The organism is Parasphingorhabdus flavimaris (genome assembly GCF_013371215.1).
Taxonomy (GTDB): Bacteria; Pseudomonadota; Alphaproteobacteria; order Sphingomonadales; family Sphingomonadaceae; genus Parasphingorhabdus; species Parasphingorhabdus flavimaris.
The window spans coordinates 341635-364508 of the sequence record NZ_JABWMH010000003.1 but is presented as its reverse complement, the minus strand read 5'-3'; the positions used below and the strand labels follow the sequence as shown (position 1 = coordinate 364508).

General features: G+C 52.5%; 21 protein-coding genes. 5 read left to right on the top strand and 16 right to left on the bottom strand.

Translation table 11 applies throughout. The features are described from left to right. Window positions 1-6 precede the first annotated feature (6 nt). The 6 genes from HUO14_RS10685 to HUO14_RS10660 all read right to left on the bottom strand — a co-directional run bounded on the left by HUO14_RS10685 (window position 7) and on the right by HUO14_RS10660 (window position 5279). On the bottom strand, window positions 7-294 hold the full coding sequence (locus tag HUO14_RS10685) for a hypothetical protein (protein ID WP_176279829.1): 288 nt from the start codon (window positions 292-294) through the stop codon (window positions 7-9). Beyond that, on the bottom strand, window positions 284-1768 hold the full coding sequence (locus HUO14_RS10680; protein ID WP_176279828.1) for a type II and III secretion system protein family protein: 1485 nt from the start codon (window positions 1766-1768) through the stop codon (window positions 284-286). Before HUO14_RS10680 ends, HUO14_RS10685 begins: the two co-directional genes overlap by 11 nt. Next, window positions 1755-2675 carry a Flp pilus assembly protein CpaB gene (gene cpaB / locus HUO14_RS10675; protein ID WP_176279827.1) on the bottom strand — a complete coding sequence of 307 codons (921 nt, stop codon included), beginning with the start codon at window positions 2673-2675 and terminating at the stop codon, window positions 1755-1757. Before cpaB ends, HUO14_RS10680 begins: the two co-directional genes overlap by 14 nt. A 114-nt stretch (window positions 2676-2789) precedes the next feature. Further along, a complete protein-coding gene (locus HUO14_RS10670) occupies window positions 2790-3023 on the bottom strand; it encodes a Flp family type IVb pilin (protein WP_343046090.1) in 234 nt (77 codons plus the stop codon). 323 nt (window positions 3024-3346) lie between these two features. Further along, a complete protein-coding gene (locus HUO14_RS10665) occupies window positions 3347-4372 on the bottom strand; it encodes a phosphatase PAP2 family protein (RefSeq protein WP_176279826.1) in 1026 nt (341 codons plus the stop codon). 124 nt (window positions 4373-4496) lie between these two features. Beyond that, entirely contained in the window at window positions 4497-5279 is a 783-nt protein-coding gene (locus HUO14_RS10660; RefSeq protein WP_176279825.1) for a DUF2569 domain-containing protein, read from the bottom strand. Between the two features lie 528 nt (window positions 5280-5807). Here HUO14_RS10660 and HUO14_RS10655 point away from each other — a divergent pair. Further along, on the top strand, window positions 5808-7622 hold the full coding sequence (locus tag HUO14_RS10655; protein WP_236553969.1) for a site-specific integrase: 1815 nt from the start codon (window positions 5808-5810) through the stop codon (window positions 7620-7622). A gap of 839 nt (window positions 7623-8461) precedes the next feature. Here the strand turns inward: HUO14_RS10655 and HUO14_RS10650 are convergent. The 10 genes from HUO14_RS10650 to HUO14_RS10605 form a co-directional block, all read right to left on the bottom strand. Continuing rightward, window positions 8462-9280 carry a hypothetical protein gene (locus HUO14_RS10650; RefSeq protein WP_100093812.1) on the bottom strand — a complete coding sequence of 273 codons (819 nt, stop codon included), beginning with the start codon at window positions 9278-9280 and terminating at the stop codon, window positions 8462-8464. A 1-nt stretch (window position 9281) separates the two neighbouring features. After that, window positions 9282-9962: a hypothetical protein gene (locus HUO14_RS10645; RefSeq protein ID WP_100093811.1), complete on the bottom strand. Its 681-nt coding sequence runs from the start codon at window positions 9960-9962 to the stop codon at window positions 9282-9284. A 200-nt stretch (window positions 9963-10162) separates the two neighbouring features. After that, the gene (locus tag HUO14_RS10640; RefSeq protein WP_100093810.1) at window positions 10163-10741 is read right to left on the bottom strand and encodes a hypothetical protein; all 579 of its coding nucleotides are present in this window, start codon (window positions 10739-10741) and stop codon (window positions 10163-10165) included. Window positions 10742-10906: 165 nt separating this feature from the next. After that, the gene (locus tag HUO14_RS10635; RefSeq protein WP_100093809.1) at window positions 10907-11749 is read right to left on the bottom strand and encodes a 3'-5' exonuclease family protein; all 843 of its coding nucleotides are present in this window, start codon (window positions 11747-11749) and stop codon (window positions 10907-10909) included. Window positions 11750-11819: 70 nt separating this feature from the next. After that, a complete protein-coding gene (locus tag HUO14_RS10630; protein WP_100093808.1) occupies window positions 11820-12710 on the bottom strand; it encodes a 3'-5' exonuclease in 891 nt (296 codons plus the stop codon). Between the two features lie 135 nt (window positions 12711-12845). Beyond that, a complete protein-coding gene (locus tag HUO14_RS10625; RefSeq protein ID WP_100093807.1) occupies window positions 12846-15464 on the bottom strand; it encodes a relaxase/mobilization nuclease domain-containing protein in 2619 nt (872 codons plus the stop codon). Beyond that, window positions 15461-15964 (bottom strand): hypothetical protein, encoded by a 504-nt coding sequence (locus HUO14_RS10620; RefSeq protein WP_100093806.1) that lies wholly within the window; start codon window positions 15962-15964, stop codon window positions 15461-15463. Before HUO14_RS10620 ends, HUO14_RS10625 begins: the two co-directional genes overlap by 4 nt. 139 nt (window positions 15965-16103) lie before the next feature. After that, the gene (locus HUO14_RS10615; RefSeq protein WP_123906290.1) at window positions 16104-17111 is read right to left on the bottom strand and encodes a hypothetical protein; all 1008 of its coding nucleotides are present in this window, start codon (window positions 17109-17111) and stop codon (window positions 16104-16106) included. Between the two features lie 339 nt (window positions 17112-17450). Then, window positions 17451-17843: a MerR family transcriptional regulator gene (locus HUO14_RS10610; RefSeq protein WP_100093804.1), complete on the bottom strand. Its 393-nt coding sequence runs from the start codon at window positions 17841-17843 to the stop codon at window positions 17451-17453. A 55-nt stretch (window positions 17844-17898) separates the two neighbouring features. Next, a complete protein-coding gene (locus HUO14_RS10605; RefSeq protein WP_100093803.1) occupies window positions 17899-18354 on the bottom strand; it encodes a MerR family transcriptional regulator in 456 nt (151 codons plus the stop codon). Between the two features lie 82 nt (window positions 18355-18436). Here HUO14_RS10605 and HUO14_RS10600 point away from each other — a divergent pair, with 82 nt between their 5' ends. From HUO14_RS10600 to HUO14_RS10585, 4 genes are all read left to right on the top strand, one after another. Then, window positions 18437-19072, top strand: coding sequence for a cation efflux transmembrane domain-containing protein (locus HUO14_RS10600; RefSeq protein ID WP_100093802.1), 636 nt, complete (start codon window positions 18437-18439; stop codon window positions 19070-19072). Continuing rightward, the gene (locus HUO14_RS10595; protein ID WP_100093801.1) at window positions 19065-21005 is read left to right on the top strand and encodes a cytochrome c/FTR1 family iron permease; all 1941 of its coding nucleotides are present in this window, start codon (window positions 19065-19067) and stop codon (window positions 21003-21005) included. Before HUO14_RS10600 ends, HUO14_RS10595 begins: the two co-directional genes overlap by 8 nt. Window positions 21006-21145: 140 nt before the next feature. Then, a complete protein-coding gene (locus HUO14_RS10590) occupies window positions 21146-21511 on the top strand; it encodes a hypothetical protein (protein ID WP_159645580.1) in 366 nt (121 codons plus the stop codon). Window positions 21512-21576: 65 nt separating this feature from the next. Further along, complete coding sequence (locus tag HUO14_RS10585) at window positions 21577-22806, top strand: TolC family protein (RefSeq protein ID WP_236553972.1); 1230 nt, start codon at window positions 21577-21579, stop codon at window positions 22804-22806. The last annotated feature ends 68 nt before the right edge of the window (window positions 22807-22874 follow it).

Here is a 22874-nt window from a genome sequence, read left to right as displayed (position 1 = left end):
TTGCGATCAATTCGGACCACTACCTGATCCACCAGATCCACCAGATCCACTGGTGGTTCTGATGCTCACCGGTTTTTTGACCTGGTCCGAGCGATAGCGCTCGACCGCAGCAGCTCCGAGAGTGCCATCAGTGGTCTGTGCCTCTTCATATTGCGGATCCGGATTGACGATTTGCGCGGCGTAATTTTGCCGGACGGCGCCCCCAAAAGTGGTGTCGTTGGCGGTACAGGCCGAAAGACCGGCAACGGTCGCGGCAGCGAGCGCTGCGGAGATCAGGGTGCATTTAAAATTCATATCCGTTCGGCCCGATAAAGCCGCCTTCTGCTGGAATGGTTGTGTCGGCTTCTGGTGGCGGTGCGTCTGGATCAAACGGATCGACCCCGACTGCCTTGTCGGTCCGGCCCATCAGGAACAATTCCAGCTCGGTCGGATTCTTTACCCGGTCGGTTGGCAGGCTGACCATGTCGGCCTTCATTGGCTGCACCAGCCGCGGCGTAACGATGATGACCAGTTCGGTTTCCTGTTTTGCAAAGCTGGTAGAGCGGAATAATGAACCAATAATCGGAATGGATCCCAGGATCGGGAACTGTCGAACCGTGTCCTGAAAATCCTGACGGATCAATCCGGCAATGGCAAACGACTGCCCGTCGCGCAATTCAAGCGTAGTATTGGCCCGCCGGGTCTGCAAGCCCGGTATCACCAGCCCGTTTACACTGATGGACGCCGATGGATCGATCGAGCTGACTTCCGGTTCCACGACAAGGTTGATCACGCCATCGGCCAAAACCGTCGGGGTGAAGGCAAGGCTTACTCCGAACGGCTTGAATTCGACGGTGATGCCGCCACTGCCGTTGCCGCCATCACCATTGCTCTGCGCAATCGGGACCGGGAATTCACCGCCCGCGAGGAAAGATGCTCTTTCACCCGACAATGCGATCAGGGTCGGTTCGGCAAGCGTTTTTACAACCCCTTTGCGTTCCAGAGCATCAAGGGCACCAAAAATATCCAGATTTCCGATATTGAACGATCCTGCGACAATCCCGAAGCTTTCCAATATTCCCCCGATATTGATCGTCGGGTTGCCATTCTGATTGGTGAGGAGAGCGGTAGACGGGGCATTGGTCCCGAATCCGCCCTGAAACCGCCCGTTGCGCGACATGAATGCCGCATTGAGTCCCATCTGCTTGCCAACCTGGCGGTTCATCTCGGAGAAGCGGACCTCGAGCATCACCTGCTGGGTACCGCCGACCGACATCATGTTGACGACATTGTCGCCGGCGTAGGTCCGCGCCAGTTGCACGGCCCTGTCAACCGCGGGCGCGTTCGACACCACGCCTGTCAGGACAATCGAATCATTGGATATATTGGCTCCGACCTTCTCGCCGGGAATGAGCTGTTCGAGTTGCCGGCGCAGCGAAACCACATCCGGGCCAACGGCGACATCGACGACCGATATCATCCGGTTGCTGCTGTCATAGAGCGTCAGGCTGGTCGTGCCCATTTGCTTGCCGAGCACATAGAGCGACCGGTTGGTCATCGGCAATATGTCGGCAATTTCGTCATTGCCGATCATCGCGCGCGAAAAATTCCGGTCGACGTTGAGGATCTGGCTCTTGTTCAGCGGGACATCCAGCTGGCCGCCATGGGCGCCGCTATACTGATCGGCGGTATAGACCGACTGTCCGAACAGCGGAGTGGTTGCTGTGGTGCATGCCAGTGCCAGCAATGTGCAGGCGGACAGCCTTTTTCCCAATCTAGAAACCAGCATGACGTTTCACCTCGTAATTTGTCGCCCCGGTTCCACGCACGATTTGCACGCTGGTTGTGTTTGATGGGCGTTTTGGTCTTGCAGCGCCGCCGCTGCTCCTGCGGACGCGATAAACCGGCGCCCGAGTGTAATTGGCATAGCTCGAGGATGGCGAACGATAGCGGCCGCTATAGGCACCATCCTGCAGATCATCGATGCTGACAGTCTGGACCGCTTCGGTGTCCTGATTGGCGACATTGCGCAGTGCCAGCGACAGGCTGCCGACCGTTTCACCCAGAACCAGCTTCTGCGCGTCGACCGGATCCACTTCGAGGGTCGCTGTCTTGCTGACTTTGGGCTGATTGGCATTGTCATTGGCATTCTGGTCGATCGCGATGACCTTGATGTTCTGGAGCAGGACATCGGTGATCTGGCCCGACTGGTCGCCATTGCTGTCTGTGACCTGCCTCGTGATAAACACATCGACGCTGTCGCCAGGAAGAACGAAGCCGGCAACGCCGGTCACGTCGCCCACGCGGACGGCAATGGCGCGCTTGTCGGCGGGAAGGACGGCGGATATCGACGCCCTGCCGCCTTCGCCGGAAAGTTTTGATTTCATGATCGGTTCGTTGACCTCGATCGGACGCAACGCCACGCGGGGTGCGCCGGGGACAACAAGCCCGGTCCGGCTTGGAAAGGTTCCGGCCGGCAGTGAAGCTCTTGGCCAGGAAACGAATTTGATATTTTCGGTGGTTACGGCCGTACCATATTCCAGCGGGACACGCGCCACGGCGACGCGGACCAGTGTTTTGTCGACGGTTTCCGCCTGCTGCTCGACGCCGCTCAAATAGCTGTTGGCGACAAATACCGCCGCCAGTCCCAAAAGGATCGCGAGACCCAATACGATTAAAGATCGATTTTGCGGCATGACACTGCTTCCCCCTGGAATGCAATCTGAATATTTAGATTAATAACTGGTGGCACCCCACCAAGCCGCTGTCGCCCGACACAGCTTGGTGGGGTTAACCAGTTAATTAAATCATCAGCAGTTTGCTAATCCAGCTGTGTCATCTGCTTCGATCTGACATGTTGCGTCACTGATCGCGGTCTCAATTGCACCGCCAAGAGCGAACGCTGCAAGGGCAATGCCTGAACCAACAATCGCCAGGATCAGCGCATATTCAGCCGCCGATGCGCCGCTTTCGTCCATAGCAAAGTTTTTCAAAAATTTAGTCATAGTTAATCCCCGTTTTTCTGCCGAAACCATTTCCAGCATCTTACAAGTCCATCGGGCGGGGGCTACCGAACGTCTGCGACCCGTGGTCGAAATAAAGACGACCGATGCAGCAAGTCCAACCCGTGAACAGCTACTAGAGAGGACCCCGGCAGCTTTTTTGTCAATGGGGCATAAATAATCGTTTATTTACAAAGTTTTATGTAAAGATTTTGTTAACCAGTTAACCCTGGGCCTTAGCTTCTGTCCGAATCAATATATTTCGTTATATCCCAATGAGTTACTATAGTTTTAATACTTTAGTTTAGTTTGGCCGGAATCCATCTCCGAGTCGCCAGCCTGTCGGGCATGATATTCGATCATTCTCAGTGAGCGGAAGTTTTGAATGTGCTGCTCTTGACGAACAATCCTGCAGTGATCCAGATTATGAAAGTTGCAACAATGGCGACATAGCCATCCACGGCATAATGATATCCGAGGTGGACCGAGCCCAGCAAAATTAGAAGAAAAACCACTGTGAGTATCAATCCAATGCGCTTAGATACGTGCCAACCAAAAATCGCAAACAACATTGCTATGCTGACATGCATTGACGGCATGGCAGAAATCCCACGCCCTAAGCCATCGTCGCGTAACTGATGCCAGACCAGCAGCGTCTCTTGAACATCAAGAGTCAATACTGGAAACACTTCTCCAGCCTGATAAAGATAGTTCATCAAAGGCGTAAATGTCAGGTCGCTCTTAATGCTTTCGAGAGCAAATGGCCCCACGGAAGCCAGACCATTAGCCATAACGACGCCGATAATAATCCAGCATAGAAAATAGCTAACAAGTAATTGCTCTCTGCGTATTGGATTACCGCGCCAAAAACAGACCATAGGAAATGCCAGATAAAGATATAATATCCAGATATGATAAACCAGAGCTATGCCGGAAGTGATTGCAGCATGCCCAATAAATGGCTGCAAGTATATCCACGCATGGTCACCATGAAGAACCACGTCCCAGTAGATGAACAATTGATCCCAAGTATAAGGAAACATTTTTCCCACCAATAACTTCATCGCTGAAAACGTTGGCATGAACAGCGCCTGTGCAAACAGGATCGGCAGCAACCCTGGAAGTCTGGCAAAGACATTCCGAACAACCGGGTTCGTTCGCAAAAATATTATCGGAGAGTCGGGTCTTTCCTTTACCAGCTTGAATAATGTCCAGACACTGGCGAGACCAAAAAGCCCAGATGCGATGATCGCTGAATTGTTTAAAAAAGACGACAGCTTAAACGGGGCAAATCCGTAATAAATGCGAACAGCAGTTGCGACGACAATAAAAACGGCAACGATAATAATCGGCAAACGGTCACGCCTTAGACCTGAAATAAATTGTTCCATAAGAGTCCCTGAGCGCAAAAAGCACTCTCGGCCTTTTCCGCAATGAAATTACAGGGCGACTATTGTAAGCCCTTGCCTTCGATCGAGAATTTTTGCAACCTGGTTATAGATATTTTCCGCCAAGCTATGTTTGAACCCGCACCCGCCGACGATAGGTCAGATTGACGCGGTCCGACAGCAGCAGATACGGTAACCAGATTGCCGCGCTGATCAAAACTTTCTGCAGGTTTCCGACCAACAGTCCCGATAGCGCGCTCGATACCGCAGCCGGGACATTTGGCGTTGCGGCGACCAGTTGCGCGATCGCCAGTTGCGAACAAAGATCAACGCCCCAGACCAGCAGAAGAAATCTCGGAAACCATGGCACATGGCGGATCGCCATGACAAAAGCGGTAATATAGAGGCCGTTCATGACGATAAGGTCGGCGGCCATCAGGGTGAACAAATCGCTGAACCACAAGGGCGGATGGCTGCCCAGCGCGGGAATAGCCATCAAGAATTCGATGCTGCGAAACGGCACGTTGATCAGCATTCCGATCACCAGCGACGCCATCATGCCTGTTGTTCCGAACAGCGGATGGCCGTTGGCTTCCAGACAGCTGAGCTCCCGCCACCTGCCATAGCGCGCCAGCCGTATCTCTGGCTGAGCGAACAGACCATTGGCCGGGAAAATCCGCAACAACAAGAACAGGACGGCAACCGGTGAGGCTATGACGAGGAAATAGGGCGCTACGGCAGCCACCGCCGACCAGCCGAAAACAATATCCGTCGCCGAAAATGCCAAGCGCAACCCGCAGGCAAAGCTCATCACCAATATCCACGCGACCGCGATAGTTCGCAGATTGCGGTGTAAACTGCCCATGAGCGCTATGCTCTTCAGATTCAGTTTTTCAAACGTCTTGCCCATATCTGACACCTGTTTCCCGAGACTATGGCTTGGCCGGAAAATAATCAATGCTCCTATTTGGTTAATGATAGCTTACTGCCTTCCGCCGGATTGTTCAGAGCTGGTGTCTCATTCACCTTGCCAGGCCCTGTTCCTGACGGAAATACGCCGATGGCCGTCACTGATCCTGCTGTATCCAGGACGAGCTTGCGCTTTGTGGTCTGCTACCCGCAGTCCAATGATCTGATCGATGAAAAGTTGGTTGGGGTGGCAGGAGCCCCAGCCAACAATGACATAAGCTCTTGAAATATTTGGTTTCTTTCTCTTACCCCGTCGTGGTTCGCCACGACAGGGTGCCACGGAAGGATACCACCACCCATGTGCGGAATACAAAACGTCACTCGCAAGCACGGCACCTATTATTATCGCCGCCTCATACGTTTAGGGCTTGATAAGCCTTTTCGGTTAAGGATGTCCCTCAAGACTACGAATCGAAGGCATGCAGCGTTACTCGCTCCAGCGCTGACTTTGATTTGCGAGAGGGTCGCGATGAACATGATGACGAATATTAGGAGCGACGGACTGACCAGCGCTCAGCGGGCGGAAATCTATCGCCGCCAAATGCTGATTGAGCGCGATCGACTCGAAGTCATGCACGCAAACCTCCACATTATTCCTCCAGAAGATCACGACGATATAGACAAAGCGCTCTCGCTGCGTCTGGGCGCTAGCGAATCAGCAGCAAGTGACGGCGTCGTAAAAGGCAAAATCGATGATTTCCTGATCGCCCGGATAGATCCCGACGACGACGATGAACCCATTGTCATCATGGCTTGGTCGGACCTTGCCGAATCAATTCAGCAGGATGGCGCTGAGGAGGCAGCCGTCACAAGACTGGCCGAAATCGGCGTGGAAGAAACTGTATTGCGTGAAGCCATGGCGCGCAAAGTGGTCAATCAGGCGCGCATTGAGGCAGTCCGGGAATTCCGCCGCGTTCTCGCCGATCCAAGCACGGCTTATGCTCCGGTCCAAGTGGCGGGTTATGAACCAATAAACCCTCAAAATTCTTCACCTACCGTAACTTCTCACCAGCCTGTAGCTAACGAGTGGGTCACCATGACACCAAGCGAAGCAGTGCTCAGATTTTTTGAGCATAATCCGCGCACAGGCGGCAAGGACGGCAATTCGCGAAAAAAAGGCGAACCTTGGACCTTGAAAACGCGCAACCAGTTCGAACTTCCTGCAATGCTTCTCGAGCAGGTCATGGACGGGCGAGCGCTGGCGACCGTCACGCATGACGATCTCGTCAAACTAGACCAGTGTTTCGAAAAGCTGCACGGCCCCTCCTTTCGTAAATCCCCCAAGCATCGCGATATGACGATCTGGCAAATCATCGACGAAACCGAAGCCAAAGTCGTTGCTGGTGAAGAAGCGATGAAAAAAGAAGCGAAGCGGAAAGGGCGAGTTACAGATACAAAAATTAAGCCGGCCGAGCACCTTTCTCGAAAAGAACTTGGGTTGGGCGTTGTTACGACCAACCGGCATTGGGGCTTCCTGCGCCAGCTCACTGGCTGGTTTAACAAACACCACCCATTGGGACGACTTGACTATGGAGCATTCATTATGAACGACACTCGTAACCAACGTGAACTACAATCGGTCTATACCGTGGAGCAAGGCAGGGAGATTTTCAATCTCCCGCCATGGACAGGTTCAAAATCACATGCGCGGCGTATGCAGCCAGGCGATTTGCTCGTTCACGATGCGTGGTATTTCGTGCCCCTGATCGCGTGGTATTCAGGGATGCGCCGCGATGAAATTTGCGGCCTGGACGTCAATGATGTGGAAACGGAAGATGGTTTTTGGTTCTTCAACGTTCGCGCCAATGACGTGCGCCGGGTGAAGACCATTAGTTCGGCACGCAAAGTGCCGGTGGCGAAGGAATTGCAGCGATTGGGCTTGATTGATTATGTGACGGCGCTACGCGAAGCGGGAGAGAAGACCCTATTTCCGGAGCTAGTAGCTGAGAGCGGCTTGGGCCAGATGGGCGATGCCTATTATAAACGTATTTGGACCAAGATAGCCAAGGAACTAGCATTTCTTAAAGGCGGCCAAGCAATGCACGCATTTCGTCACACCGCGATAGATTCAATGAAGGGTGCTGGAATCCCATCTGAAATCAGAGCAGATTTTGCTGGCCATGCTCTCAAAGGGGAAACTGAAGGACGTTACTCGAAGGCGCATATGGCACTGTTGCGTAATGCCGTAGCAACGATACCGGAAGTAACGAAGCATCTGGACCCCTTCCCTGTTTCTTTGCTTCCTGCAAAACTTCGTGAGCCAAGAAAAGCGCGAGTAAAATAATATTTGCCGCCAGAACTGCATAATATGCCTTTGGCGACTAGGCTTATGGAGAGCTTGAAGACAATTTAGGCGCCGCTGCGCACCTCGTTGCGCGGGATCGTTCGTTTTTACCGGCAGTAGGTTTGAACATTCGTTTTGACTGGGCGGTCTGGAAAAATGTTTCCAGACCGCCCCGTTCAACTATATTATGCTGCCTCGGCGAACCGTGACGAGATGCTGGCGAGCAGGTTCCTCTGTTCGTTACGCAAAAATCGGCGCGACACCCGCATTTGACCTCTGGCGGAGATAGCCTGCAATCAACGCAGCCAGTATTGACGGAAAGTATAAGTCGATTGTCAGATTTCGCCCGGCTTTCCATAAGTGCATCTACGGCGATCATGTTCTATGGTCGCTTCCGGCCCAACTACAGTCGGTCCGAAATTACGCGCAATTGTTGCCGTCTCCTCGACCCATTCTCGATTCTGAAAGCTGCCGTCCAGCGCTCAGAATTTGCTCGCGCCAGAACTGCAATTACTAGGTGGATTCGCGACTGCCGGCTTTCAATAAGCTAATCTGAAAAGAGGACCATGGCCTGCGGCTTTGTCTGGACCGACGTCGGAAATGCCGGAGTCGAACTCAGGGCATGTCTGCTCCGGATTCAGAGGTAACTTTCAACGCAGCGACCGAGTAAATCGATTGGTCACCTGACCTTGTAGGCTAACGAAGCATGGGAGACTAGATGGCGAGGTGCTCCGGATGAACTAGAGGGAAGCGGGTTTTTGGTAAATTTACGCCTAGGTAAATGACAACGGACGGCCTCCGAAGAGCCCGCCCGTTGTTCTTGGCATCATGCTGCTTGGTCAGTCTGGCATCACGGCCGGTTCATCTGCAAATTTCAGCTGCAGCAAATATTCGCTGAGCGCTCGGGGGCCATTTTCCCAAGCGCGCGTCCCCCAATCGCTCCACCGATCGACGCGGTGGCAAAGCCAGTAGTAGAACCGGTCCCGCGCATATTGATCCCGGAAGGTGAGCGACCACAAGGTCCGGCGGAGCGGGATGTTCGGCCCCAGTCCATCACCGACCAGCCTAATGGCATTAAGCTTGCCGATCATCACCCGCTCAAACCGATATGGCAGCCGGTCGGCATAGCGCTCCAGTTTCTGCAGCGCTGCTTCCCATTCGGGCGTCATGGCTTCCGGGTCGAGCCCATGCCATCGCTCCAGCGTCGGCAGGCCGACCGGCAGCGGTTGGTTCCTCAGGCTGCGTGTATTGGCCAGCATCAGCAAGATAGCAAAGGCTTCCGGGGTGAGTTCGGGAAATAGGCAACCGCCCCGATCATACGTCATGAGCTTCTTGTCGATCAGCCAGCTTTGGTAGAACCGGGCCCTGTCATGGTCACCAAATATGTCAATGGCCTTCTCCTCAACCCGAATGATCCGGCGTTCCGTGATGACCAGAAAGGTGAGCAGGAACTCCAGTTCGAGGTCAATATACGGAAGATGCTCGGGCATCGCCATGTTAAAGCGCTTGACCCACAGACATTCACGAACAGACGCCCACCGGCTGCCATCTTCATCGATCAGAACCTGATCGCCTGTGGTTTCACCTGGAGCTGCCATCCAGTATCCCCAAGGCAGATTGGGATTGCGGCGTTTTTCGTATGGAATGTTCTCGTCCATCTTACTTCTCCCCTGCATCAAGACCGACAGGCGGCACGGTAAAGCTGCTCGTATCGATGGGAACGCCCGAACCCATCTCGCCACCAGCCGCAGCCAACTGATGCGCGAGATTTGTGCACTGGGTGAATACGTAATCCTCGCCGCGATAAGTCTGCCCGTTTTCAGCCGACATATGGATTTGGTAGCAGCCAGGAACCAAATCGTAGGATTTGTCGCAGGCGAACCCGAACCACCATAGTTCTTCACTGAATGGAGGATGCTCCTGCTTGCCGCGCGGATGGCGGACCCGTTCCCGGGGCTGCTGTGAAATATGGCAGACAGAAACGCGTTCGTCCGCTTCTTCATCGCAGGGCGCGCTGTAGTTCAGGCCGCCGTGAGGCTGAATGCCAAGGTCTGCTGGAACAGCGCGGTAGTCGAAGCCGAACAGAGGATGCTCGGTGTTTACCGCGACATAGCCTGATAAAGTGCCAAGCCGGGCGCGGAGCATTATGCAGGGCATACCGGTGGCTTTATCAGTCCATGAAAGCTTATCGGGTTCATCGCGCCACGGCCCCTCCTTTCTTGGCTGAAGCGAGGGAACATGGAATAGCTGGGCCGGGACGATGGAAGTGCCCGCGATTTTATAAGGCTTGTTGGGCTCGGCCTTTGTCGGCGCGCGATTATTGGTTGGCTTCTTCGCCATGATATATTTCCTTTAGATATAAAAAAAGCCGCAACGACGAAATGTCGAGCGACTTGGTTGATGATGTGTGCAGCGTTTTGCCCGCTGCAGGGTCTTGGTGAGTTTACTACATGATTTCTGCTCCTGCTGTTATTGATTGATGATGCCGCGCGGCAGACGCTGCCCCGAAGGTCAGTGGCCGCTACGCGAATGCCTGTTCTTTAAAATATCACGGGACGCAGGTCGTCGACGCAGCGCCAAGCCTGAAAGGCCGCAACCAGGTTCGCCTGATCCGGATCCTCAGCAAGGCAATTGAACACCCAGGACAGCCACAGCGCTTGAGCGTGGTCTGCTGCTCGCCGGGATTTTTCTGACGGCCCGGCCATCTTGGACGCCAAAGTTATGCCAAACAGTTCGGCGCTGACCCTGACATATTGGTCTTCTGTCCGGTGAACATGGATCTTGCGGTGGAGACCCAGATTGAAGATCGGCAGTGCATCAAGGACATTTTTCGCAAAGTCGGCTTTGGTTTTTGGCCGGTGAGACCCGCCCGGAGCTTCCAGAACCGCGCAAACGCAGTCGGTCTGTTGATCGAGCAGCTTCGTCATTTCCAGTAAAGGAGCGGTTCGATCCTTATCCGGATATGTATGATGATGGCGCGTGAACAATATGTCATCACCAGGCTGGAAATTGACTTCGAAGGCACCAAAGGCGCGTATGAACCGTTCGGTGTTGCGGCGATAGGGATGATAGACGACGGAGAAGGTGACGATCCGCTCCGAATATATGGGAAGTTTCATAAAAATTATCCTGAAATGCCAAGCGGGCGGTCATCCTGAGATGCCGCCCGCTTGAGGATTGGTTAGAAGATATTGGTAGAGCCAGTCGTCAATAGAGCGCTGCCCGTGATCACGCCGGCTCGACTTTAAAAATGTCCACGCTCGTGATGGAGCGTAGAATAGAAGCTACGCTGCCCGGTAGATCGGACAGGTATAATTGGCTGTGCTATCTTTGAGCTGAGCCCAGGGCTTGAACGTTCGCCTCAGAAACTCGCTCTCCGGGTTCGCGCTCGTCGCTGCATTTGCCAGCGCCAAACTGCATGCTGGAATGGCGCAGCGGATCAGCCCGTGGGATTTGAGATGGCGCAACATGATGATCGCTGTCGTCATGACGTCAGCCAGCACCTGCTCCTCGACATCCCCCCACATCCCCTTCTCGACCAGCTCGCCGATGGTTTTGGATGGCGACGGCTTTGCCGGTATCGAGCAAGCTGCTGCATATTCCGGAAGATGAACCGATTCCGCGCGGATCGAGACGGCGCCGCATAGATCGATCCTACGGTCAGAGACTGGCGAGAGTTCGCGCAGCTGCCCGGGCATGATCAGATCAAGCTCACCAGCGGTTCGGCGCAGAACGGCCAGATCCTTATGCTCCCCGCCCCATGTCACCAGCACAGCGCCTGGTTCCTGGTCCAAGGCATCAAAGAAAACAGAGACCATTTCCTTTTCGCTGTGGTCATTGGCAGAGAGAACAATCGGACCTTGGATCTCGGGAATATCCGAACCCCGCTTGAAGCGCATCACGCACCAAGATGCCGCCGCCACGCGGTGAAACGGCCAACGTATCTTTTCCTCGGCGTCTTTGCCTTCAGCTACGCCATATCCGTTATGGCGGTCCCGGTCATAGCCATATTCAAAGTCAGCAACGATATAGGTGCGGGTTCTGTCGTGATGGGCTGCACTGCCGCGCGCTGCAAATAGATTGGCTTCGCGTGACAGCTGTCGTTCAATTTCTGTTGGGTTGGTCATGAGTATATTTCTTTCATAAAAAAAGCCCGCCGAAAGGCAGGCCGTGGTTGTTGAGGCTTGTGATTAATTTTTACCGGTGACGCTCAGTTGCGGTCATCGTTTTAGCTCCGAACAGTGGAAGTCCCTCGGTTCGGAACCAGCTGCGTTCAACAGCCAGCTTTTCCTCTGCCATTTCTTTGCACCAGATGCGGCGCCCAGCATCCCACCGATAACCTCGAGCCTTGAGCTTATCCTTTGCAGAATATGGCGCGCGCAACGCTTCAACGAGCACGGTCGGCGTCTCGGCAGCTTGCAGCAGACGCTGCAGATGGCTCTGGACCGGACTGTCGCCTGGCCCCCGCTGACGCTGCTGCAGCAACCAGAACAATGACCAGACGTCTGCCTCAGCCCTATGGGCATTGGTAAACCAGCCATGCTGAGCCAGCAGATGTTGTTGCGAGCGTCCTTCGTAGCCAAGCTTCAACCAGTCGATCTCGCTGCAGGAACAAGCCCAGGCCTTGCCTTTCAGTTTTGGATAGCGCTGCTCGATCCAAGCCAAATCAAATTTTGCGTTCTGGGCGACCAGCAGATCCGCTCGATCGAGGAAGCCCAATGCTGCTGCATCATCAATCTGCTTGTGGGCCAAATGATGATTGGCAAGGCCGGTGATCAACGTGATCTCCGGTTCCAGTTCTATTCCGGGATCTTGCAGCCAACTTACCGGCCCCATGTGCCCGCTGACCTCTCCGTCATCATCCACCCACACCAGCATAATCGCGAGTTCGATCAGCTTGTCTTCATGAACGTTTAGTCCCGAAGTTTCAGTGTCTAAAATTGCAATGCATCTGCCATCGGGCGGCACGCCGTCTTCCGGCATATGAGAAAAGCGTTTCGGGACGGCGCGCAGCACGCGGTAGCCTTCTTCACGGTCAAGCCGTCTGGAAATTTCCTCCAGCTCTGATTGGTTTTGTAACATGTTCATTTTGGTTTCTCCTGTTGGGAAACCGGCGAGGCTTTGCCGAGCGCTACTGCTCTTTTTTCCTCTCACCTGCCGGCTTCACCGGCAAAGCACTTTCAATGTATTTTTTCTTCTACAACACAGATGTCCGCTGAAGCGTCAGCGGCCCCAAGAATTATTGTTACGGATAATTAGTTTACGTCTACGCTCCCACTGAGCTTCACTCTCGTCAGGTTTACGAAAGGACCAGTTTTTATACTGGCTGAGAAAATGTCCCGGCGTATCGCGCAAGGCCTGCGCTTCATACGGTATGAGATTAAATATCCGCCTGCATTCTTCGGCTCCGCTCTTAGGATCGCGCTTATCGGTTCTTGCCCGCAGATGCAGTTCATCGGCAATATAATCGGCCATTTGTTGTTTATTGGTAGCGCGCGCGGAGCGCCATGTAACAATTTCCGGCGGTATATCAGTATCAAACTTAAAGCGGTCTGGCCGCAGGTAAGATACTGCTATTAAGCGGTTGAACGTCGGATCATCTTTTTGTTGCTCGTAAAACGCCATAACCCAGTGATCCTCTGGTTTGGAAATTTCAACCTTGCCCTCCTTAACAATGATCCGATCTGAATGCATAGCGGCGCAAAACCATTTTCGTTGCTCCATTTGTATATGCTCGATTGCTTCGAGCCGCATTTGTGTTTCCGATAAAAGCAACGCCTCAGGAGTTTTTGAAAAAGCATTAAACAGTGCAGGATCATCGAGATAGCGATAGCCGCCGCGTGTTCCCCGCGAAGAGGCCAGAAGCAAGGTGTTTCGATCCATATTGTCTAATATTCGGCTGGCCCTTCCTGGCAATGGATCGTTCAATTGTTTGTTTCGTGCCGCCTCCCGCGCGATCTGATTGCGCATTCCTAAAGTCTCAATTTTGGAATCTGTGAACAACTCAGCTTGCTTGCGCCGCTTTTGTTTGGCTGCTCGCTCTTTATCCCGATAAATCCTGAGTTTTGGAACCAAATCGAGCCAAATTCGGTGTCGTTCTAGAATCCCGCGATGACGTTCCCTTTCAATCTTGTCGCAGTGTTTTTCACCGGAAGACTTTTGCTGGTCTTCGAGCTGCAGCCCAAGTTCAGCGGCCAAAAATACAGTGTTGGCAATTGCAGCAGGTTTGCCAAAAATTCGAACCGATGAAAGTTTCGCTGCGGCAAGACGAAGCGCATCAATCTGCGCTCGCCGCGCAGTTGATCTGATGGCGATCATGTTTTGAGTCTCTACGAACATCAGCCGCATACCTTCGTAATATTCAATCCGGCCAAGCCGCTTCTTAATCTGGTATCGCTTTGCCAACTTGCCCTTGATATCAGCTTTGACCTTTCCATTATCTGGCTTGAACCTGCTCCATATAATTGCCAAAAATTGTGTGGATATTGTAGGTTTTGGCAGCAGCTTGCCCGTGTCCGGCGATCGCTTGCGGCGGGCTCGTCTCGCTCCGATGGCTACAGCAAATTGCTTGGCAACGGATAGCTCCTCTTCAGCCATTTGACGTTGCCTGCTTGCTAGATAATTGTAATTTGCGCCCTTTTTGCCATCACGATAATCTTCCTGTCGATGAAGATTATCGGTTTGCATGTGAGAGGTGAGTTTTTTTGCTTCCTGGGAAAGGTCCCATCTTGCCGCCGAGTTTTCCTTTTTCGCATCGGTGGTTGGCTTGTCGAAGCGCGGCATTACGAACGGCCTGATTTTTAGGCTTGGACAAGGCGGAACATAGGGTGTGCCGAACTTGGCCTGCAGCTTGCCTAACGCTGCGTTCGAGTAAGCCTTTCCTGCTGCAATTTTTAAAGATTTCTGCTTTCCATTTTGCGGCACGGTTTCAAGAACAGCTGTGTTACCAACTTTAACATAGCGAAGTCCTACTCGCGCCAGCCTACTGTGGAGATCAGGCCAGTCTTTCGCATTTTGTATCCGGGGTGCTGCAAGAATGTGCGCAACTCTTGACATAGGCCATTCTTCACCGGCGAGGTCTTTTGGTCCCGCTTTGTTGTTATCAAAGATAATTTCATGCTGGCTCTGGATGCTATGAATGAGCTGATGGTCAACCTTCCCATCAGCATTTTTGATTATTGAACCGCGCGCGTCTGCAATTTTTATGTCTGAGAAGGTATGATAGACGCCGGTTTCGTCTGCCACATATCTCCTGTTCGGTTCGGGCCCGAGGCCCTCTTGATATTCACAAACAGCGATCGCGATTTGTGCGGCTTCTTTCCACCAGCCGTATCCAAAACTTACATTGCCGCCAGTTGCGGCATTGATAGAAACAGAGAGATGATGACCGTGGGAGTTTGGGGTATCACCGTGAAATGCGCCTACTGACGGACATTCTTCGATTCCCATTATACGGCAGATCGTTGCTCGCTGACGCCTCATTGATGCGCTGTCGACCGCTTCGCCTTTGCGATGGCTCCATGTCATGTGCCAAAGGCGGTCGAGACCTGCGCCAGCTGCATATACGGCCATATCTCTGACATGATCTTGGACCTTATTTGAAGACAGATTGTCGGCGTATCGCTCTACTATACGATGCGACCCCTCACCTTCCGGGTCCATTATTGCATATTCACCAACTCGTTCTGCGGTCACAAAAGCATGATGGTGCTCGCCCGAGGCAGCGAGCCCGATTATGTATGAGGAGCAGCCTATCGCGATATCAAAGCTGCGCGCTTGTTTTGCCGCTCCGCCTACAAGATCTTTTATTTGATCGCGATATTGCCAGATTTTGATGATCATGGCGTCGGCTTACGCCAGTCAGTGATCGCAGAAGAACGATTGTTGATCTCGCGGTCGGTCAGTAAATTGACGATCTCCCGAGAAATTTTGACCAGATCGTGATCTATCTCCATTCGCTCGCTGTTTCTCTCAATCATTGTGGCGATTGCATCGCTCGCTTGCTGGATCAGACGGGACATCTCAGGGGTTTGGATTGGCCTACCATCGGATTGCTTCGGGATAGCTTTACGCAACGAAGTAAGGGCCCGGATAACGTCGCAAATTGTGAATAGATCATTCTGAACGAGATTTACTGTAACCAACAACCTCGACGTTATGTCGTATACGGGATCTCGGAAGCCGTTTGACAATAAGATGCGCTCGCGGCAATATTCAGAGGTTGAGGCACCCTGCGCTGACTTTTTAACGAACTCGACCTCTTCTTTGCTTCCAAAATGGACAACGATACGGGGCCGCGAAGTGCGAAGGTCTTTCCGCTTCGGCTTGGAACCGCCTGACATCAGATTTCTCCTCCGCTAAAATCTAGTAACGAACTGAAAACCTGCATGCCGTCACGAAGCGTAGCGACACGATGGCAATAAAATGTGGGAATCCCACATTCATCCTGCTTAAGTTTAGGCCCCTTTTGGACATGGTTTCTCATGGTAAAGGGACCTGTAGTTCGCGCATCGCTTTAATCAGATAAGCCCGCTCTGTCGGGCCTCGGTTTAAAACCTCATCTACGGCCGCTTTGTCTGACGCAAGAGCACCAGCGTTCTCGAGGACTTGTTCTAGGCTCTCGTTAAACCGGATGCTTCCAAAGAATTTGTTTGCTTTGCCAGCACCATCCTTCTTGAAATAAAAGTCGAATTTGTCCGGCATTTTAGCGACTGACCCGTTGGTAGCATGCTCCACATATTCGATATGCGGTTGAACGGCAGAATCGCTGGGCGCATAATTCGCAGGTTGGTATGATGGTTCTTTAGACACCTTGTCCAAAGTTGCTGCCCCGCGATCCTGAGTTGCGGTCGGCGTTGGAACGTCTTCAAAACGCTTGACCTCTTCCCCCTCGGTCAAATTGTTTTTCATTTGATCATGGTCCTGATCGGGCAAGCTATTTTGACCCTTGGGGGGTGGAGCCTCATCAGTTATTGCCAAATTCTCTGGAGCTTTGCCGAGATCCGAACGTTGGTTGTGCATATCGGAAAATTCCGACTTTAGTGAGCTTCCTTCATCCAGGACTGCTCTGCTCGCTTCAGGATCTTGCGATGCATCATTCAGTTTACTGGGAGAATATTTGCCGCTGATCAATTCTTCCCGGTTCCGGCAAAGCCAATTGATCCAGTTTTCAAGTTCAGCAGGTTCATCGCTGGGCAAGCGGCCGAAAACTTTCATGACGGACTTTGCCATGTTTTTTCCGTAGGCCGTTCTTCCGGACCGGAGTGTCCTGCGTAGTTCGTTGAGAATGTAGGCATTGGCTTCCGGTGGCAAATTTGGAAAACCTGGTTCAGGGTCAGAACCAATTTGAGAGAATTTACCCGTCGGATATTGGCGCTGCAGCTTTTTAATACGGCGACGTTCTTTTGCAGCTTTTGATAGGGGTTTCCTCTTAGTAGCGGGCGGTGAGACTTGGCCTTTGGCGTTCTCATCCGGATAGTTTTTGTCCATAATATACCTCGATTACATAGTTATCTAAAGGTTATAGGACGTGGTAAAAAAACACCCAAAGGTTCTGGTGAATAATTTTTTCGGATAATTTTGCTTGGCTAGTCGCAAGATAGATTCCGCACCGTGGACAAAGGACTATGTTTCGCAATTTATGGTCGATATTTATTGGAAGCGGGTGGCCTCCTGGGGGATCAGTAGTGCGATAGGATGGCTACTTCGCGCCCTCGTTTAGGTCATTCACATGTAGCTCCGGCGGGGCCGAAAGCGGTCACGGGAATATTTGCAAATACTGGAATTCGTTGACAGAACTCGCGATGCGCCAGATCCTTTCTGCCATCTTTAAATTCTCGGTGCCAGCGTCTCAATGATTTTGCATTCCCCTACTGTTCCATGCTGACAAGCACCAATCAAGCGATCCAGCTCAGAACGTAGCGTGGTCAGGTCGTCAATTTTCTGATCAATCTCGGCAAGGTGCCTGCTCGCAATATCATCAACTGCTTCACAGGATTGATCTTGATTGTCCGATAATTCCAGCAATTCGCGCAGTGCCTTCAGGGTAAAGCCGAGATTTCGGGCACGGCGGATGAACGGAAGCCTGGCGAGATGGTCGCTTCCGTAATCCCGGTAGTTTGAAGTCGTTCGTGCTGGGGGCGGTAACAGGCCGAATTTCTCATAGTTGCGGACGGTTTCAACTTTTGTCTTTGTCGCCTTTGCCAGTGCTCCAATTTTCATCGTTTGATCCTATAGTTACTACAGGGTGCATAAGTGTCGGCGAATCAAATTTTGTCTATGAAAAATCAGGCCTGATAATTGCTGCGCCGATGCCTGTGGAACCGGGGGTCCGCTGGGGAAGTGAAACTTCGCAGAGTGCACCAATGATTTCGCAATTCTCCGCTCGCCCACCGGAACAAGATATCGCAAACGCCAAGAGCGAATGCCGCAATCCTTCAAGCTGGCTTATCTTCATATCAATTCGTTCAAGATGCGATTTTGCGATGGTCGATGCCAGAGTGCAATCCTGTTCTGGACTATCTGATAGACTTAGAAGCGACCTAATTTCAGCAAGGGAAAAGCCGAAGCTGCGGCTATGCCTTATAAAAGATAGTCTTTTTACGTCGCATTCAGCATAGGTGCGTCGCCCTGAATCTGTCCGCACAGGTGGGGGCAATATCCCGATATCTTCGTAATACCGAATGGTATTCACTTTGGTGCCTGTGCGATTTCCAAGTTCGCCAATCATCATCTTTGCCAAAATAACCTCCTAATGACTTGCATTTGCAAAAACTGCTTGCTTCTACAGTCACTAGAGGTTGTAGAGCAACCCTATGAGTAAGAATGATGAAGATGGCTGCGCCTGCGCTGGTGATGCCGTAAGGGCTCAGGATGATCCAGCATACCGGCGTGCTTTGTGGATTGTTGTGATCCTCAACATCGGGTTTGGGCTATGCGAGATTATTGGCGGATTTGTTGCTGATAGTCAGGCACTCAAGGCAGACGCGCTCGATTTTCTGGGTGATGGCTCAATCACGCTGATCGGGCTTTTCGCACTTGGGTGGACAGCGCTTGCGCGTTCGCGTGTGGCGCTCGTCCAAGGCATTTTTCTCGGACTGCTAGGTATAGGCGTGATCGGGTTTGCCATCTGGCGGGCTATGAGTCCGGGAATGCCAGAAGCCGGTATTATGGGGGTAATTGGTTTTGTCGCGCTCGGGATAAATATAGCGTCGGCTTACGTTCTGTCACAGTTTCGTGATGGTGATGCAAATGTTCAAGCCATATGGCTGTTCAGCCGCAATGACGCGATCGCAAACGTCGCTGTAATAGGTGCTGCCGGTCTCGTGGCGTGGACCGGAAAAGCCTGGCCCGATATCGCCGTGGCTGCCGTTATTGCGATGCTTTTCATTCACTCAGCATACCAAATCATACAAAACGCGGTTGCCGAAATGCAGCTTCAAAATGCCTGAGAGAATTGCGAACCTAATGCGTCATTTTGCTAGAATATCATTCATTCTGATATCGCTCTTGATGCTGGCCGCCATTTCTATTCCGGCTTATGCGCAGGTAAAAATTGCCGAGGTTGAAACGCTGTGGCGATTGCTGGATTATATTGCGGTCGATTATCCCGGCGCAGTAGATAAAGGCAAGGTGACAAACGACGCTGAATATTCCGAAATGGAGGAGTTTTCGGGAGCTGTCGTCGACGGTTTGGCAAAGCTGCCACCAAAGCCGGGTCGAGCCGACCTGGTTGCAAAAGGTGACGAGCTTAATGCGGCCATTGATAATAAAACGTCTCCGGATAAAGTCGCGCGGCAGGCACGCCTGCTGGCAACGGAGTTGCTACGCAGTTATCCTGTTCCACTTGCACCCAAAATTGCACCAAACATACAAAATGGCAAACGGCTATATGCTCAAAATTGTGCCAGTTGCCACGGCATGTCTGGTAACGGCCAAGGGCCGAATGCAGAGCAGCTCGACCCCGCTCCTATTGCTTTTACCGATGGCGCTCGAGCAAGAGAACGCAGCCTGTTCGCACTTTATCAGGTTATAGGTCAGGGGCTTGACGGGACAGCAATGCAGAGTTTTGCCGATTTGCCTGCTCAGGATCTTTGGGACATGGCCGCCTATGTGGGCGGCTTTGCATTTGCTGAGGCATCCAAGGGAGAAGAGCTTTGGGAAAATGACGCGTCTATTCGCGCTCTGTTTCCTGATCTCGCAGCTCTGGCAAGCATGACTCCTGCCAATCTTGGAAAGCAGATTGGACCAGAAAAAGCAGATGCGGTGATGGCATTCCTGCGGAACCACCCGGATGCCATTGGGGCTACCTCAAGCGGTTCTCTGGCACTATCGCGGACCAAACTAAAAGAAAGTTTTGCTGCTTATCAAGCAGGCAGAAAAGACGAGGCAGAAACTCTAGCATTATCTGCGTATCTTGACGGCTTTGAACCTCTGGAACCTGCGCTGGCCTCTCGCGATCCCTCTTTGCTAAAAGCCATTGAACGCTCGATGGCCCGTGTCCGCGCTGCTATCGGTGACGATCTTCCTGTAGCAGAGGTGGAGAGCCGGATCGACGCGCTTGATCGGCTTTTTTCGGAAGCAGAGTCCGCGTTGGACGCCGATCAAGCCAGCCAGGCATCGGCTTTCGTAGGAGCCTTCACGATATTGCTGCGCGAAGGGCTGGAGGCATTACTGATCGTGGTTGCCATGATTGCGTTTCTGCGCAAAGCCGAACGTCCCGAAGTCATGTTGTATGTGCATGGGGGCTGGATAACGGCGCTTCTCGCAGGCGGCATCACATGGTTCGCTGCCACCTATCTCATAGGTATCAGCGGCGCTAGCCGTGAACTGACCGAAGGCTTTGGTTCGCTATTTGCAGCGGTAATCCTGCTTTTTGTGGGCTTGTGGATGCACGGCAAGTCCCGCGCCGATGAGTGGCAACGCTATATCCGCGAAACAATGAGCAAAGTATTGTCGCGGGGATCTGCATGGTTTCTCTTTGGGCTAGCATTCATTGTCGTTTACCGTGAGGTCTTTGAGACAATACTGTTTTTTGCGGCGCTCTGGACTGCGGACAATGGTATGATCATTCTGGTTGGCTCTGGAGCCGCGATCTTTTTGCTTATGGCCATTGCCTGGGCAATGCTAAGCTACAGCCGGAAATTGCCGATAGGTAAGTTTTTCGCTTACAGCTCAGCATTGATGGTCGTGCTGACAGTGGTTCTCACCGGAAAAGGAATTGCTGCGTTACAGGAAGCCGGTTTCATAAGCGTGACTCCGCTTCCTGATTTTCTGCAGATTTCGATGTTGGGAATTTTCCCTGCGGTTCAGTCTATTTTGGCCCAGATTGTGGCAATGGGAGTCATCGCTATCGGCTATTGGTATAATGCTAGGAAGACTTAATTCTTCGTGATTTTTACTAATTCTTAAACCGATCAAAGACCACAAAATTTGATGATATTACATATCTAACTGCATGAAATATTGGAAATGTTGTTCAAAAGCACTTGATGAACTAACGAGATAATGTATTGGGCGGAACCATGAATGAACGCAGCGGCATAAATGAAAAAACGTCAGGGCTCTTTCGCCTGATGGCGGTTTTGCTCGTTCTGATTATGTCGAGCATGACGGTAGCCGAAGCAGCTGAATGCGCCAGCGAACCACAAAACGCCGAACTGATGTTGATTTCCGACGCCGGACACTCGGATGAAGCCCCTTCGGATAATGACGCCGGTAAACATGGAATCTGTCCGCATGGTCATTGCCATAACGGCAGCGTTACCACAGAACGGTTGCTGGGCTTCGACGGTTCAGTGAATCTGGTAAGTTCCAGCTTCAGCAGCAATGCCGATCAATTTGCGCTGTCTGCGCATTCATCCCGTTTAAAACGACCACCTCGCGTCTGAACTAATTCTGACTTGCGCCAGACTCATGGCGTTATTTCAATTAGTTAAGCGAGGATTTCTCAGAAATGTTGAAGAAAATGGCGCGCCTGCGCCTCTGTGCGGCAATGATATTTGCCGCGAGCCCTGCCACTGCCGCTCTGGCCGAGGATCAGAGTGTTAGTTTAAACGAGGCCTTAGTGCGCGCTGGAGCTGAATCGCCTGCCGTGCAAATTTCCCAAGCAGAGATTGATATCGCGCGCGGAAACCAAAAACAAGCGAGCCTCGGACCAAATCCCGAGGTCTCGGTAGAGGTTGAAAACGTCGCCGGGAGCGGCGTTTTCAAAGGCCTGCGTTCAACCGAATATACAGTTTCTGTTGGGCAAAGATTGGAGCTCGGCGGTAAACGCGGAGCCAGAACACGTGCGGCGCGAGCGCAGACAAGCCTGGCAGAGGTAGAAGCTGCTATCTCTCAGGCCGAATTGGCCAGCTCCGTGCGTTTGGCATATACAGAAGCAGTTGCTGCTCAGAGCCGCCTTGACTTTGCAACGCGCGTCGTCGGTCGCAACCGGGAGCTGTCAAGAATTGCTAGAATCCTCGTTGAAACTGGCCGTGACCCGCCGCTTAGAGCATTGCGCGCTGACGCTGCGCTTGGCGAAGCGGAAGCAGCACTGGAAGCCGCAAGGGCAGAGGAATATTCCGCCAGATTGCTACTTGCATCGCTTTGGGGCTCGCAAACACCACCTCAGGAAGTTGAGCCGGTCTGGCTCAGCGGCGGTGACGTAGAATTTGAGGCCGACCTGTCCCAATCCCTACAGATCAAAGCCGCAGAAGCGAACCGGGACGCTGCCAGTGCCATTGTCACGCGCGAACGCGCAAATGCTGTTCCGGATCTAACGTTAAGCGGCGGCGCCAGACGTTTTGAAGAAAGCGGGGATACTGCGTTCATCGTGGGTGCTTCGATTGCCATACCGTTTGGAAATCGCAACCAGGGCAGCATTCAAGCGGCAGAAGCGAGCGTTCGCGGAGCTGAGGCGCGTCGCGCTTTGCGGTTGGTAGCGATCAACCGGGAATATAATATTGCCAGCAATCAACTGGAAGCAACGCAAAGCCGGGTGGAAACTCTGGAAAGCCAGACACTGCCCCAAGCTGAAGAAGCATCAAGGCTGGCCCAACTGGGATATCAATACGGAAAATTTACCCTGTTGGATGTCCTGGACGCTGCAGCAGCAAGAGACACGGCTGAACTCGGCCTGTTGGAAGCCAAGGTAGCGAGAGCGGAGGCGGTGATTACACTGCTGAGATTGGCGGCCAGATAGATGAGAAAACTGGAAGTAGATCACGTCATAATATTGGCTGGCATCTTCACCATGCTGACTGTTCTAAC

What these genes read in the sequence shown, in the direction of transcription:
- HUO14_RS10685 (WP_176279829.1), bottom strand. Translation starts at nt 294, where the DNA reads ATGAATTTTAAATGCACCCTGATCTCCGCAGCGCTCGCTGCCGCGACC.
- HUO14_RS10680 (WP_176279828.1), bottom strand. Translation starts at nt 1,768, where the DNA reads ATGCTGGTTTCTAGATTGGGAAAAAGGCTGTCCGCCTGCACATTGCTG.
- cpaB (WP_176279827.1), bottom strand. Translation starts at nt 2,675, where the DNA reads ATGCCGCAAAATCGATCTTTAATCGTATTGGGTCTCGCGATCCTTTTG.
- HUO14_RS10670 (WP_343046090.1), bottom strand. Translation starts at nt 3,023, where the DNA reads ATGCTGGAAATGGTTTCGGCAGAAAAACGGGGATTAACTATGACTAAA.
- HUO14_RS10665 (WP_176279826.1), bottom strand. Translation starts at nt 4,372, where the DNA reads ATGGAACAATTTATTTCAGGTCTAAGGCGTGACCGTTTGCCGATTATT.
- HUO14_RS10660 (WP_176279825.1), bottom strand. Translation starts at nt 5,279, where the DNA reads ATGGGCAAGACGTTTGAAAAACTGAATCTGAAGAGCATAGCGCTCATG.
- HUO14_RS10655 (WP_236553969.1), top strand. Translation starts at nt 5,808, where the DNA reads ATGAACATGATGACGAATATTAGGAGCGACGGACTGACCAGCGCTCAG.
- HUO14_RS10650 (WP_100093812.1), bottom strand. Translation starts at nt 9,280, where the DNA reads ATGGACGAGAACATTCCATACGAAAAACGCCGCAATCCCAATCTGCCT.
- HUO14_RS10645 (WP_100093811.1), bottom strand. Translation starts at nt 9,962, where the DNA reads ATGGCGAAGAAGCCAACCAATAATCGCGCGCCGACAAAGGCCGAGCCC.
- HUO14_RS10640 (WP_100093810.1), bottom strand. Translation starts at nt 10,741, where the DNA reads ATGAAACTTCCCATATATTCGGAGCGGATCGTCACCTTCTCCGTCGTC.
- HUO14_RS10635 (WP_100093809.1), bottom strand. Translation starts at nt 11,749, where the DNA reads ATGACCAACCCAACAGAAATTGAACGACAGCTGTCACGCGAAGCCAAT.
- HUO14_RS10630 (WP_100093808.1), bottom strand. Translation starts at nt 12,710, where the DNA reads ATGAACATGTTACAAAACCAATCAGAGCTGGAGGAAATTTCCAGACGG.
- HUO14_RS10625 (WP_100093807.1), bottom strand. Translation starts at nt 15,464, where the DNA reads ATGATCATCAAAATCTGGCAATATCGCGATCAAATAAAAGATCTTGTA.
- HUO14_RS10620 (WP_100093806.1), bottom strand. Translation starts at nt 15,964, where the DNA reads ATGTCAGGCGGTTCCAAGCCGAAGCGGAAAGACCTTCGCACTTCGCGG.
- HUO14_RS10615 (WP_123906290.1), bottom strand. Translation starts at nt 17,111, where the DNA reads ATGGACAAAAACTATCCGGATGAGAACGCCAAAGGCCAAGTCTCACCG.
- HUO14_RS10610 (WP_100093804.1), bottom strand. Translation starts at nt 17,843, where the DNA reads ATGAAAATTGGAGCACTGGCAAAGGCGACAAAGACAAAAGTTGAAACC.
- HUO14_RS10605 (WP_100093803.1), bottom strand. Translation starts at nt 18,354, where the DNA reads ATGATGATTGGCGAACTTGGAAATCGCACAGGCACCAAAGTGAATACC.
- HUO14_RS10600 (WP_100093802.1), top strand. Translation starts at nt 18,437, where the DNA reads ATGAGTAAGAATGATGAAGATGGCTGCGCCTGCGCTGGTGATGCCGTA.
- HUO14_RS10595 (WP_100093801.1), top strand. Translation starts at nt 19,065, where the DNA reads ATGCCTGAGAGAATTGCGAACCTAATGCGTCATTTTGCTAGAATATCA.
- HUO14_RS10590 (WP_159645580.1), top strand. Translation starts at nt 21,146, where the DNA reads ATGAATGAACGCAGCGGCATAAATGAAAAAACGTCAGGGCTCTTTCGC.
- HUO14_RS10585 (WP_236553972.1), top strand. Translation starts at nt 21,577, where the DNA reads ATGTTGAAGAAAATGGCGCGCCTGCGCCTCTGTGCGGCAATGATATTT.